The organism is Phytoactinopolyspora halotolerans, assembly GCF_010550675.1.
GTDB lineage: Bacteria > Actinomycetota > Actinomycetes > Jiangellales > Jiangellaceae > Phytoactinopolyspora > Phytoactinopolyspora halotolerans.
On record NZ_JAAGOA010000007.1, the window covers coordinates 135,771 to 148,461 of the forward strand.

At 70.0% G+C, this 12,691-nt stretch carries 14 protein-coding genes; 8 read left to right on the forward strand and 6 right to left on the reverse strand.

The window, feature by feature from the left end:
* The first annotated feature begins 6 nt into the window (after positions 1–6).
* Genes G1H10_RS12080 through G1H10_RS12090 form a run of 3 tightly spaced genes read left to right on the forward strand, consistent with a single transcriptional unit; the run spans position 7 to position 1,911 of the window.
* A complete protein-coding gene (locus G1H10_RS12080; RefSeq protein WP_163737514.1) occupies positions 7–675 on the forward strand; it encodes a hypothetical protein in 669 nt (222 codons plus the stop codon).
* On the forward strand, positions 672–1,283 hold the full coding sequence (locus G1H10_RS12085; RefSeq protein ID WP_163737517.1) for a hypothetical protein: 612 nt from the start codon (positions 672–674) through the stop codon (positions 1,281–1,283). Before G1H10_RS12080 ends, G1H10_RS12085 begins: the two co-directional genes overlap by 4 nt.
* A 7-nt stretch (positions 1,284–1,290) precedes the next feature.
* Entirely contained in the window at positions 1,291–1,911 is a 621-nt protein-coding gene (locus tag G1H10_RS12090; RefSeq protein WP_163737520.1) for a hypothetical protein, read from the forward strand.
* Here the strand turns inward: G1H10_RS12090 and G1H10_RS12095 are convergent.
* On the reverse strand, positions 1,884–3,203 hold the full coding sequence (locus tag G1H10_RS12095) for a hypothetical protein (protein ID WP_163737523.1): 1,320 nt from the start codon (positions 3,201–3,203) through the stop codon (positions 1,884–1,886). The two genes, G1H10_RS12090 and G1H10_RS12095, sit on opposite strands and share 28 nt — an antisense overlap.
* A 75-nt stretch (positions 3,204–3,278) precedes the next feature.
* Here G1H10_RS12095 and G1H10_RS12100 point away from each other — a divergent pair, with 75 nt between their 5' ends.
* The 3 genes from G1H10_RS12100 to G1H10_RS12110 are packed head-to-tail and all read left to right on the forward strand — an operon-like array spanning position 3,279 to position 4,919.
* Positions 3,279–4,205, forward strand: a complete 927-nt coding sequence (locus G1H10_RS12100; RefSeq protein ID WP_163737526.1) for a zinc metalloprotease — start codon at positions 3,279–3,281, stop codon at positions 4,203–4,205.
* Positions 4,206–4,215: 10 nt separating this feature from the next.
* Positions 4,216–4,536 carry a hypothetical protein gene (locus G1H10_RS12105; RefSeq protein WP_163737529.1) on the forward strand — a complete coding sequence of 107 codons (321 nt, stop codon included), beginning with the start codon at positions 4,216–4,218 and terminating at the stop codon, positions 4,534–4,536.
* A gap of 11 nt (positions 4,537–4,547) precedes the next feature.
* Positions 4,548–4,919, forward strand: coding sequence for a rhodanese-like domain-containing protein (locus tag G1H10_RS12110; protein ID WP_216853187.1), 372 nt, complete (start codon positions 4,548–4,550; stop codon positions 4,917–4,919).
* A gap of 19 nt (positions 4,920–4,938) precedes the next feature.
* Here the strand turns inward: G1H10_RS12110 and G1H10_RS12115 are convergent, their stop codons facing one another.
* Positions 4,939–5,961, reverse strand: a complete 1,023-nt coding sequence (locus tag G1H10_RS12115; RefSeq protein WP_163737531.1) for an NAD(P)-dependent oxidoreductase — start codon at positions 5,959–5,961, stop codon at positions 4,939–4,941.
* A gap of 128 nt (positions 5,962–6,089) precedes the next feature.
* Between G1H10_RS12115 and G1H10_RS12120 the strand changes: the two genes are divergently transcribed.
* Entirely contained in the window at positions 6,090–6,875 is a 786-nt protein-coding gene (locus tag G1H10_RS12120) for a ThuA domain-containing protein (protein WP_163737533.1), read from the forward strand.
* A 37-nt stretch (positions 6,876–6,912) separates the two neighbouring features.
* On the opposite strand, the gene G1H10_RS12125 is transcribed toward G1H10_RS12120, so the two are convergent.
* Both G1H10_RS12125 and G1H10_RS32140 read right to left on the reverse strand, forming a co-directional pair.
* Positions 6,913–7,992: a glycosyltransferase gene (locus G1H10_RS12125; protein WP_163737536.1), complete on the reverse strand. Its 1,080-nt coding sequence runs from the start codon at positions 7,990–7,992 to the stop codon at positions 6,913–6,915.
* Positions 7,993–8,132: 140 nt separating this feature from the next.
* Entirely contained in the window at positions 8,133–10,424 is a 2,292-nt protein-coding gene (locus G1H10_RS32140; RefSeq protein WP_174264278.1) for a M1 aminopeptidase family protein, read from the reverse strand.
* Between the two features lie 24 nt (positions 10,425–10,448).
* On the opposite strand from G1H10_RS32140, the gene G1H10_RS12135 reads away from it, so the two are divergent.
* Complete coding sequence (locus tag G1H10_RS12135) at positions 10,449–10,613, forward strand: hypothetical protein (protein WP_163737540.1); 165 nt, start codon at positions 10,449–10,451, stop codon at positions 10,611–10,613.
* Here the strand turns inward: G1H10_RS12135 and G1H10_RS12140 are convergent.
* Together G1H10_RS12140 and G1H10_RS12145 are read right to left on the reverse strand one after the other, a co-directional pair.
* The gene (locus G1H10_RS12140; protein ID WP_163737542.1) at positions 10,586–11,290 is read right to left on the reverse strand and encodes a response regulator transcription factor; all 705 of its coding nucleotides are present in this window, start codon (positions 11,288–11,290) and stop codon (positions 10,586–10,588) included. The two genes, G1H10_RS12135 and G1H10_RS12140, sit on opposite strands and share 28 nt — an antisense overlap.
* Positions 11,287–12,492, reverse strand: coding sequence for a sensor histidine kinase (locus G1H10_RS12145; protein ID WP_163737545.1), 1,206 nt, complete (start codon positions 12,490–12,492; stop codon positions 11,287–11,289). The genes G1H10_RS12140 and G1H10_RS12145 overlap by 4 nt, the downstream gene beginning before the upstream one ends.
* Positions 12,493–12,691 lie beyond the last annotated feature (199 nt).

Genomic DNA, 12,691 nt, shown 5'->3' on the forward strand with positions numbered 1-12,691 from the left:
AGTGCCGTGACGAGAGATGGGGGTTTCCGGCGATTCGTCCGGGCGAGCGCGCACCTGCCGGTGACGGTATGGGGCGGCCTCCTCCTCGTCGCCGCGCTCTCCGCGGGCGTCGCAGCCGGTGAACTCGCACCGGGCATGTCAGCCGGGGTCGAATCGGAGCTGGCGGTCGGCGAGCAGATCGACACCGGCCCCTACCGGGTCACCATCGACCGCGCACGGGTGCTCGACGAGCTGCCGGGCATCTCCGAAGGCGACGAGTCCACCCGGGTCATCGCCGTGGTGGCCGTCGTCTCCGGCAACGGCTCGACGACGCTCGGCGGTGCCATGCTCGCCGACACTGCGCATCTGCGCGGTGTGCCAGGTGTGGGCGACGGTCCGGGCGACGGTCTCGACCACGGCGGCGACCTGGGTGTGGCCGCACAGGGGGTCTTCGTGATCGCCGACGGATCGCGGCTGGACGCGCTGCAGCCCGGCATCGAGTACGAGGTGGCCATGGCCTGGGAGCAGTCGGCCGAGGCCGCTCCGCCCACGGAGCTCGAGGTGGCCCTCGTCGGCCGGACGCTACGGGAGAGCAGCATCGACCGATCGAAGGCCTGGCTGGATCGCTCCACCATGGCCGTCGGCCGGATCCCGGTCACGCCTCCGGACGGCAACGCCGACGGTGCGTCCGGATGAAGCACCGTCGGCGACCGGCGCGACGTTCAGCGGCGCGCGCCGTCGGCGTCGTGGCGCTGCTGGTGGCGACGCTGATGACCGGTCGTGCGCTGGATCGGGTCCTGCCCGCCGCCGACGACGCGGCGCGAGGGTTCGAGCGCTCGGGCGTGGTCGGTGAGCAGCTCCGGCTGCGGTACGGAACGGTCGAGGCCGGCCGGCCGGAGGGTTCGACCCAGATCGTCACCGCCGGCGGCACGTATCTGAGCACGGGTGTCTACGTGGTGGTTCCGGTCACCTTCACCGCCGCGCACGAGCCCCAGTCCCTCTCCTACGCAGCCATCCGCGATGCGACCGGCCGGGTCTTCGAGGCGGGGACGCAACGTAATCCGTTCTCCATGGACGGCCCGGCGCAACCCGGCGTGCCGCGGCACACCCAGGTGGCCGTAGAGCTGCCCGTCGATGCCGTGGCCGGCGCCCAGCTGGTCCTGGCCCTGCAACCGGACGACGACAATCACCGGCGGGACGACGTGGCCGTGATCGATCTGGGCCTGACCGGGGCGGACGCACAGCGGTGGGCGGCCGAGGAGGAGGGCATCCGGGTGCGGCCGGCCACCGAGGGGCGGGGGTGAGTAGCCGGTGACCGCGGCAGGGTGGTGGCGCCGTAACCGGTGGGGTCTGCTGGCGCTGCCGTTCGTCCTGGCCGCGGCGCTGCTCACCGCCTCATACCGGGTCGAGGAGTGGTGGTGGCTGGCACGCCCACGCGAGGCCGTGGATGCCGGCGTCGGCGCCTGGGTCGAGTTCACCGACACGCTGTATGACCGCAGCGGCGAGGTGCCGATCGAGGTGAGCGTGCGGCTGGCCGGCGTGGAGGATGCCGCCGTGCCGTTCGGCCGGCCCGGCGACGACCTTCAGCTCCCGGCCGGGACGCGAGGCGCCGCGGTCATGCTGGATCTGAGGGCCGATGCCGACGCGCCCCTCACGGGCTGCCGCCTCAGCGTGGTCTCCGCCGACGGCACGGAGTACGCCTACCAAGCGACGTCGCCGTCGATGGTCCAGGCCGGATCGCCGTGTGTCCCGCCCGAGACGCCGGGACCGAGCCTGGATCTGATCGACGGCCTCGGCACCGGCGACGGGGAACCTCGCCCGGCGCGCTGGAGCGCTGCCCCCGTCGTCGTCGTTCCGGCGGACGCCGAGATCGTCGAGGTCCGCTTGACCTGGGGTGCCCCTCGCTACCTGGCGTTTCGCACGTCGCCGTGAGCCGGGCCGCCCGCCCCGGGGGTCTCCCGCCGAGCCGGAGTGGCGTCGTGCTCGAGGACGTGGTCGACCGCCGCCGCCAGCAGGCAGACCACGACCGTGGTCGCGACGGCATGGGAGATCATCGAGGTGTGCGGCGAGAAGGCCAGCATCGTCCCGAGCGGCATCGGCCCTAGAATCTCCCGCCAGGCCAGATCCAGCACGTACTCCAGCCGCTGCGCCGCCATGAACGCGAGGGCGAACATGGCGATCACCGCCGGCCCGGTGCGCGCCAGCCGGCGAAGGGCGGCGCCCACGTCACCGAACGGCTCGGTGACGGTCGTCGCGAGTTCCCGCCCGGCGGCCCGCACCGGCGCGGGCAGTCCCACGGCCAACGGGTCGGCCCTCGCTCCACGGTGCGCGCCGGGTGGCCGCACCGGCTCGCCCAGTCCGCGACCGTAGACCACGGCGCCGACGGCCAGCCAGGCCAGCGGCGCGACGATCACGGCGTCCACCGAACCCATGAGTGCCGGCACCCCGCGCACACCCCGATGGATCACGTCGCCGACCGGCCCGGCGGCCGCGACCAGGTCCAGCCAGCCGTCCACGATCGTCCGCACCGCAGGGCTCTGCCGAAGCCGCACGGCCGCGGCGTCGACATGGGCGATGAGGATGCGCGCCAAGGTCACCAGCCACAACGCCTCCAGATAGGCGATCGCCCACATCAGGCCGGTGCCGCGACGCCGGCGGGCGAGCACGCCTAGGCCGAACCGGAGCACGAGTGCGGTCGCCACCACCAGCAGCGCCATCCACCCCGTCGCCAGGGCGGTGCGGTCGGTGTCGATCGTCTCCGTGCCCAGGAACGCGTCGACGCCGAACAGCTCGTCGGCCACCGCGGAGTTCACGAACCGGAAGATGTCCTCGCTCAGATAACCGTACGACTCGTAGATCACCAGGAACGGCACCAGCACGCCGGCGATCACGCGCGCCGTGCCGCGGCCGCCGGTGCCGGGCGTCACCGCGTCGAACGGTGTGCGCAGCCGGGCGCACCGCAGCGAATGCCGTAACGCGTACAGTGCCGCGATCAAGGCTGACACGGCGCTCAGCGGAGCCAGCACGAGGACCAGCACGCCCAGAGTTCCGCTGATGTCGCTGAGCTCGACCGCCGCCCACAGCGCGGCGTGCCGGGCGGCTTCCCCGGCCAGCAGGATCGCCAGCACCACCGGCCAGTGCCGCCAGAGCAGCCTGGCGGCACGCCCGAGCACCGTGCCGACGTCGGCGACGGACGTCTGGACGGTGGCGGCGATGCTGGTCACGACGGAAGCCTAGATGATGAGCGATCAATGCGCGCAGAGCGGACATGTCACGCCGGGCCGGTAGAGTCGAGACCGATGACGGAGTCGGCTGTCCCGGATGCGGTGCGGCGGTGCGCGACGATGCAGGTGCACCACCGGCTGTTGGATGTCGTCCCGGCGTACGCGGACGCGTGCGCGGCGTTCGAGAACCGCACCTTCTTCCGCCAGGTGCCGGCGCGCGTGGACGTGGTGCGGATTCCGGTGGTGGTGCACGTGGTCTGGGCGTCGGCGGAGCAGAACATCGACGACGAGCAGGTGCACAGCCAGATCGACGTGCTCAACGCCGATTTCCGGGCCGCCAACGCCGACCTCGACCGGGTGCCGGACGTGTGGAAGCCACTCATCGGCGACGCACGGGTCGAGTTCGCCCTCGCCACCCGCGATCCCGACGGACGCCCCACCGACGGGATCACCCGCACGCACAGCTCGGTGCCGGCCTTCGGCGCCGACGACGCGGTGAAGTCCGCGCTCACCGGCGGCTCGGACGCCTGGCCCGCGCAGACGTATCTCAATATCTGGGTATGCCAGCTGACCGGCGGCATCGCCGGCTACGCGCAGTTCCCGGGCGGACCGTCCGGTACCGACGGCATCGTGGTCACGCATACGTCTTTCGGCACCACCGGCACGGCCACGGCGCCGTTCGACCTGGGCCGCACGGCCACGCACGAGGTCGGGCACTGGTTCAATCTCCGCCATATCTGGGGCGACGACGGCGAGGGCTGCCACGGCAGCGACTTCGTGGATGACACGCCGAACCAGGCCGGTCCCAGCCGCGGCTGTCCCACGTTCCCGGCTGTGAGCTGCGACAACGGCCCGAACGGAGATATGTTCGTGAACTTCATGGACTATACGGACGACGCGTGCACGGCCATGTTCACCCAGGGACAGGTCGAACGGATCGACGCCACCCTCACCGGACCGCGGGCGAGTCTGCTGGCAGCGGCGACACCCGGCGGAATCTAGGCCGACCGTCATGGCCGATCTGCCGGCTGCGCTGTTCCAGCGGTGGGCTCACGTCGACGAGGAGGACACCCCGGGCGTGCGGGTCTACCGCCCGGCGGATCGACCGTTGCCGCCGGCCCGCGGCCGCGACGGCATCGAGTTCCGCACCGACGGGACCTACATCGCCTGGGAGCCGGGCGCTGCCGATGCGCCATACCCGTCGGAACCGCGTCAGTGGAGTCTCGCGGGCCCGGACCGCCTCCGCCTGCATGGGCAGGACGGGCCGATCATCGAGGTGGTCGTCGCCGTCAGCGACGAGGTCCTTCTGCTGCGCGAGGCTTCGGACGGGTAAAGGAGGTAACGATGTTCGACGACGCGACCGCCGAGGAGATCGACGTGCCGACGGCGCACGCGATGTGGCAGGCGGGTGACCTCATGGTGGACGTGCGGCTTCCCGAGGAGTACGCGGCCGGTCACATCGCCGGTGCCGTCAACATCCCGATCCGCGACCTCCCGGTGCGCCAGTCCGAGTTGCCGGGCGGCCAGATCATCACGGTCTGCTCCACCGGTAACCGGTCACGGCGGGCGGCGACGACGCTGGCCGCCCTGGGCCGCACGTCCTGTTCGCTGCGCGGCGGCACCAAGGCGTGGGCCGCCGCCGGGCATCCCGTCGTCGCCGGCCCGGAACCCGGCGAGCGCCGACGGCGGCCGTTCTGGCGCCGGCTCACAGGCTGATCGCCGCGTGAACGCCGGGTCATCCCGGCCGTACCGTGAGACGGTCGATCAGCTCCGGTACCGCATTCTGCAGCCGTTGCGGAGGCAGGCCCTCGATGATCGCCTCGAGGTCGTCGACGACCAGTTCGCCCAGCTCCCACAGGCCTTCCCGGACCGAACCCGCTCGATGCGCCGACAGCACCGCATGCCGAGCGTCGCGGATCGGGTGGTCGGGCGCCAGCGGCTCATCCGGGAACACGTCGATCGCCGCTTTGAAGCGGCCTTCGAGGACGAACTCGGTCAGCGCATCGAAGTCGACGACGTGCGCACGACTGATCAGCACGACCACAGCGTCCGGGCGTACCTGCGCCAGCAGCTCTCGCCCGAGCAACGCCTTGTTCTCCGAACTGGGCGCGGCCAGAACGAAGATCACCGCGGATGTCCGGATCAGCTCATCCAGGTCGGCCGGGCGCACGGAGTTGCTGCGCAGGTAACCGTCGCTCAGCCAGGGATCGTACGCTGACACCGGACAGCCGAAGGGCGCGAGCAGCGGCTGCAGCGACCGGGCGATGCTTCCGTAGCCGATGAAGCCGACGGGTTTGTCGAAGAGCAGCGACGTCGTCTCATTACCGGCATGGAGCCATCTCTCCCGTCCCGCCCGCATCTCCGCGTCACCCGCGACGATCTCGCGTGTCGCGCTGAGCGCCAAGCCCAGCGCCATCTCGGCCACCTGGCGCGCGAATCCCGGCGCCGCGGACAGCACCCGGATGTTCCGGGAGAAGCACTCCCGGTAGTCCAGCTCGGCGGGGAAATGGCCCGAGACGTCGATGATCGCGCGCAACCGCGGTGCGGCCGGGATGACCTCGCCGTATCGCCAACCCGTACACACGATGGCGGTAGCCGACCCGAGCGCCGCCCGCGCCGCCGCCACCGGCATCGGCTCGTCTCGGCCCCACACCACATCGACCAGGTCGTGCAGGCGCTCCCGATCGCTCGGGGAGAAGATCTCGTCCATGCGCCGGAAACTCGGATCGAGGATGACCTTCTGCTTGTCGTTCCTCATGCGCTCTCCCATCGCGCGGCCACGCGCGTGGACGTGTCGTGCGTGTGTCCGCCAACGCTAGCCTGTGAGCGAGCCGGACACGACGCCGCGCTCAACAGACGCCGCGTGGAGATTGGACTGAGGCATCGATGACGACCGCACCGCTTCGAGTGACCGTCTGGGGCGAAGGGCGACACGAACGACTCGACCCGCAGGTTGCGGAGATCTATCCCGACGGCATGCACAGCACGATCGCCCAGGCCATCCGCGATGACTCCGAGCGCCGGACCGAGGTTCGCACGGCTACCCTGGACGAGCCGGAGCATGGCCTGACCGCGGCCGTGCTGGATGACACCGACGTCCTGACCTGGTGGGGGCATATCGCGCACGGCGAGGTCGACGACGAGATCGTGGAGCGGGTACATCGGCGGGTTCTGGCCGGGATGGGCCTGCTCGTCCTCCACTCCGGGCACAACTCCAAGATCTTCACCAGCCTGATGGGGACGTCATGCTCGCTACGCTGGCGTCGCGGCGACGACCGCGAGCTGGTGTGGACCGTCGCACCGGACCATCCGATCACGGCGGGAATCCCGAGCCCGATCGTCATCGACCAGCAGGAGATGTACGGCGAGTACTTCGACATACCGCAGCCCGACGAGCTCGTCTTCATCAGTTCGTTCTCCGGTGGCGAAGTGTTCCGCAGCGGCTGCACGTTCCGCCGCGGCAAAGGGAAGATCTTCTACTTCAGCCCCGGGGACCAGGACTTCGGCGTCTATCACCATCCGCATGTCCGCCAGGTGATCGCGAACGGCGTCGCATGGGCGGCGCCATCCGAACGGTCAGACCGCCAGGCTCCGGCCAGCCATCAGTCCGAGGTCGGATGGTTCCTCGAGGCGGGCCGATCTCACCGCGCGACGTCTCCGCACAGTTCGTGATCCGCACCGGGACAGACACCGCCCAACACGCCGGATCTCACGCGATGCTGCGCAGCCGCCGTGCCGCCCGTCGTCGCGGAACGTGCTTGACGCCGGTCACACGGCGATAGAGAGCGAGGTAGGTCGCGACCATCCGGTCGGCGGAGAATCTGACCTCGACACTGGCTCGGCACAGTGCACGGTTGATCTCGCCGATCCGGTGCAGCCGGTTCGTGAACTCCGACCGATCCACGCAGAGGAAACCGGTCCGGCCGGACTCCACGATCTCCAACGCGACGCCGTCTCGCAGCGCCACCACAGGCGTCCCGCACGCCAGCGCCTCGATCATCGACAGCCCGCCCGGGTCGGTATCCCTGGACGGGTAGATCAGGGCTTCGGCACCGGCCAGCAAGGCGTTCCTGCGGTCTCCGCCGATGTCACCGACGTAGACGACGTCGCGGCCGAGCCCGGGCATGACGCGTTCGGCGAAGTATCGGCGATCCGCCACGTCCGCCATCCCTCCCGCCACGACGATCCGTTTGCCGGCCCGCCGCGCGGCCGCAATGGCCAGATGAGCCCCGCTCTGCCAGGTCAAGCGCCCGGAGAACATGACGTACCGGCCGTCGCCGAGCCCCGACGGATAATCCGCGGTATCCACCCCGTAATGCACCACCGCGGTGACCGGTGTGTCGGGCACGTCGCGACGCTGTGCCCACGAGCTCGCCACCACGGCGACGTGCCGGGAGGCCTCGCTGTACAGCTGGTGCCGTTCCGGCGTGACCTTCCCGTGGATCGTGGTGATCACCGGCCCGTGTCCGCTGCGCCAGCCTGCCCGTTGCAGTCCGGCGAGGGTGTGATCGTGGATCACGTCCATCTGCGCGAGCTCGCGATACGCGTGCTCGACGTGCACCAACTCGGCACGCCGATCCGCCCGACCGGTTCCGAGCGCCGTCGGAAAGTACGACCGGACGTCCACCGGGCATTTCGCGTCACCGGTCGTAAAAAGAGTCACCTGGTAGCCCGCCTCGGTCAGCCCACGTGCAAGCTGGTCCACGGCCGTCTCCGCCTCGCTGTGCAAAGGTGGCGGCACCGGCAGCCACGGCGGTGCGATGATCCCGATCCGCAGCGGCATCGTCATCGCCTGCCCATCTCTTCGCGCATGAGTTCCCCTTCCCTCGCATATCCACGTTCGCGGGAAGGAGGGTGAACACGGCAGAGGCAAAGGTCCTCAACTCCGCGTTCGCCGTCGTCAACTCCAAGCGCAGGCCATCGGCGTTCTCAACGTGGCGGCTCCGGCGGAGGCGGCTCCGGCGGAGGCGGCTCCGGCGGAGGCGGCGCTTGCGGAGGCGGTCCCGGCGGAGGCGGCGCTTGCGGAGGTGGTGCCTGCTGCGCCGGCGGGGGCGGGGGCGGCTGCGGAGCCGGTAGCGGTGATCCGTACTCGAACGCCTGCGGAGGCGGTGGCGCGGAAGCGGGCGACGCGATCGCCGCGCCCGTCGTCACCGTGGCCATCGCCACCCGCCGGTGGTGCCGGCGACTCAGCGGCCACGCCAGCGCCAGACCGAGCAGCACCTCGCCGATCAGCACGCCTCCGATGACGCTCGCCTCGTCGACCTCCTCTTCGATCGCGGTCACGGCGTCGAGTGCACGGTCAAGGTCGCCGCGGCCGATCTCCGCCGCCGCTTCCTCCACATCATCGTCGACGCCGCTACCCAGCATGCCCAGCGCGGCGAGGGCGCCCGCCACACCGTCGGGCGCCTCCCGTGCCGCCGCCAGCGCCTGGGCTGCCTCGACGTACTCGTCGGCTTCGGCCGCCACCGTCTCGACCTCCTCCGCCTGCTCATATGCGTCCCGAAGCGCAGGCAGCTCATCGACACCGAGATCGCGGGTCACGTCGAGCACCTCATCGCGCCGCTCCAGAACCTCGCGAGACTCCTCCACCAGCGCATCGACATTGCCGAACCCCCACCTCGCCATGGTCCGGCGCAGTTCGAACGGCGGCGCCCACGTACCGCTGTCCGAGGCGAAGGCGGCGTACGTCGCACGTGCCTCCGCCCGATCGTCCAGCAGCTCAGCCTCTTCAGCGGTCACCACGTAGTCCGCGTAGACCTCCACCGCCCGCTCCGAACCGCCGACCTCCTGGAGCAGGTCCAGCAGTTCGTGCCAGCCGGCCTCGCCTTCGAACAGCTCCGGTTCCGTCCCGGCGCGGTAGGCGATCTCACGGGCCTGGAACGCCGCGACCACCTCGGCCATCGCCTCGGTGCCGATCTCATCGTAGATCTGGTCGAGCACCCACCAGGACATGGCGTACGCGTACGGGTCCTCCTCGGCACGGCTCTCGGCGGTCTGCACCCAGGAGTTCAGCGGCTGAGCGCCCGCGCTGTCGTCCGGGAGCTGCTCCGGATCGGGTGCGTCTCCTTCGAGCTGCGCCAGCGCCTCGTGCGAGTACAGCTCCGCCAGACCCTCGAGGATCCACAGGTCTGTGGCGAGTTCGCGGTTGAACCAGACGTGCGAGAGCTCGTGCAGGACGAGTTGCGCGTCCAGTTGGTCGCCGATCTGGATGGTGTGTGCATCGGCGTCGTACCACCCCCCGAATCCCAGCGCGTGCGGCGTGGCCGACTCGATGATCTGCAGCTCGCCCTCCGACGGCCAGGACAGGCCGGTGAGCTCTTCCAGCACGGGCACCCCGCCGTCCAACACGTCCTCGGCGAAGCCGGCCCACTCGTCGTCACCGGGCCAGTACCGCAGCAGCCCGGACGCCGTACCGATCTCGACCTGACGCTCCTCCAGCAGGCCGTCGTTCCGGGCGGCGACCGTCCGCCAGTAGGTCCACGGGTCCGCGATCTGGGTCTCGGTGTAGATGACGTTGCCGTCTTCGTAGTCGTATCCGGTCACCGCGTCGCCCACGGTGATCTCGTCATACGTGTCCGGCACGACGACGGTCACCGAGCTACGGTCGGGGTCGCCGAACGGAAAGATCGGAAACGACACGTACGCGCCGCTCACGCGGGTCAGACCGTCCGAGCGGGGCGGCTGGTTCGGCAGGTCATAGGTGAGGTCGACGCGCTGCGTCTGCCCGTACAGAAGCTGCGACGGCAGGTCGACGGAGATGACGGTCAGCCCGGATCCGTCGGCGGGCTCCGCCACGTCGACAGGGAGGGAACCGCCGCCGGGAACCTGCGCGGCGGCGCCCTGCGCCTCGACCAGTGCGGGAACGCTGACCTGGTCGAAGTAGTAGTAGGTGTTTCCCTGGCTCGGGCGCTCGTTGGTCAGCGTCATCTCGACCGTCACCTGAACCCGTTCGTTCTCCGGATCCAGGCGGTAGATCGTGTTGGACTCGAACCGCAACCCTTCGGCCACCGGCCGTGATGGCACGGTCGGCACCGCCACGGCAGTGGCGGACACGGTCACGGTTGCGAGGAGCACAGCGCAGATGGCCGAGACGGCCAGGACCGCCGACATGAGCGCTCGGTTGTATCTCCGGACGGGACGACGGCGGGTTGCGAACATCAACCAGGTTCCCTTCTGCGCTGCCGTCTGCGGACCGGGCACCCTCAGCGGTGGCTGTGGCATCCGCGTCGATACTAGGTGTCTGCGGTGACGGACCACTCGTCTGGTCGGCTGCCACCCGACGAGTTCACACTCATGCTGGCACCGATACCGATCCACGCCCCCACCCGCACCCGGCAAGCGACGCCGCGCCAGGAGAAGGAACCGTGCACGCGGGTGGTCTCCTACGGACTGACCAGTCCGGTCTGGTAGGCGATGACCACCAGTTGCGCTCGGTCGCGCGCACCGAGCTTCACCATCGCGTTGCTGACATGCGTCCGTGCGGTGGCCGGGCTGAGGAACAACCGCGCGCCGATCTCGGGGTTGCTGAGCCCTTCACCTACCAGGGCGACCACCTCCCGCTCACGCTGCGTCAACACGGACAGCCGGTCCTCGGCCAGCCGCTGTGCTGTACGCGTGGCGGTGACCTGTGCGATCAGCCGACGAGTGACCTTCGGCGCCAGTAGTGCGTCACCGGCTGCGACCACCCGGATCGCCTGCAGCAACTCGGCCGGGCCGGCGTCCTTGAGCAGAAACCCGCTGGCGCCGGCCTGCAACGCGTCGAACACGTACGCGTCGGTGTCATAGGTGGTCAGGATCAAGACCTTCACCTGCTCGAGGCCGCGTATCGCGGCGATCTGAGCGGTCGCCTTGATCCCGTCGAGCTCCGGCATCCTGATATCCATCAGGACGACGTCGGGTTTGGTGGCACGCGCCCACTCGACCGCCTCCCGGCCGTTGGTCGCCTCACCGACGACGGCGATGTCGTCTTCCACGTCGAGCAGGACCTTGAACCCGGCCCGCACCAGAACCTGATCGTCTGCGAGCAGGACGCGGATGGGATCGCCGGACGTGCCGTTCGCGTCACGCACGCCGTCCTGTGGGCTCATCGCACCATGGTCCCTGCTGCGTGCACGGGCAGGCGTGCGTGCACCTCGAAACCGCCTTCCGGCCGCGGTCCCGCGGTCAGTTCGCCGCCCAGCAGCTCGCACCGTTCCCGCATCCCGGCCAGTCCCTGCCCGGTGCCGGTCGGTCGCTCGGCGAGCGTGTAGCCGTCGGGACCAGGACCGTCGTCGACCACGCGGATCTCCAACGCGTCTGGGCAACGCTCCAACACCAGCGTGACCCGGGCGCCGGGTGCATGCCGGATCACATTTGTGATCGACTCCTGCAGGATCCGGTATGCCGCACGGTCCACCGCGACGGGCAGCTCGGACAACCCGATGACCTCGACCTTGAGATCGAGCCCCGCTTCGCGCGCCATCGTCAGCAGGTCGTCCAGCTGGCCCAGCCCCTGCCCGGGTGATCGGCCGTCGTCGTTGGCGCGCAACACGCCCAGAATGGCACGCATCTCGTGCAGCGCCTGGGCGCTGGTCTGCTCGATCGTGACCAGGGTCTCCCGCGCCCGTTCCGGCCGCTTGTCGAGCACGTGTGCGGTGACCCCGGCCTGCACATTGATGATCGAGATGGCGTGCGCGACCGTGTCGTGCACCTCCCGGGCGATACGCAGCCGTTCGGCGTCTACCCGGCGCCGTGCCTCTTCCTCGCGCGTCTGCTCGGCCCATTCGGCCCGCTCCTGTGCCTCCGCAGCGATGACCCGGCGAGATCGGGCCGACTCCCCGAGTGCGGCGGCCATGATGGCCGCGCCGATCCGGAAGAACACCCAACCGATGGCTTCCTGTGGCTCGACATCGGCGCCCGCCGCCAACCAGCACGTGGCGAGAAGTGCGATACCGATCGTCGCGATGCGCACTGATCGACGACCGTCGCCGTACGCGGTGAGCGTGTACAACGCCATGAAGAGCCCGAGCCAGCCGGGACCGTCGGGAAAGTCCGCCCAGAAGTAGCCCACACTGATCAAGGCTGTGACGGCGAACACCGCCGTCGGCCAGCGGCGCCGGACAACCAGGACCGCGCCGCTGACGAACAGCATGGCGTAGCCGAGATGACCGAAGTCGGAGAGGGACCGGAAGTCGGTGGTCGCGTTGGCCGCCGACGTGAGCGTGCCCTGGATCTGCATGAACGCGATGAACGCCGCGAGCAGCACATCTTGGACCAGGGCAGGCAGACGCGGGAGTCCCGGGCGGGTCATGACGTGATGATAGTCGCGGGTCGGACCGCTGCGGATCCGTCAGCAGGAGTAATCGCCTACGCCGACGGACGTAGTCGCCCCCGCACGCGCCGCGCGCCATCACGTAGCCGAAGCCGCCTCCGGCCCGAAGACGCGACAGCGCTCGAGGCAGGAACGTGGTCCATGACCACGGGTCGCAGAAGTCCCTTGGCAGAAATCG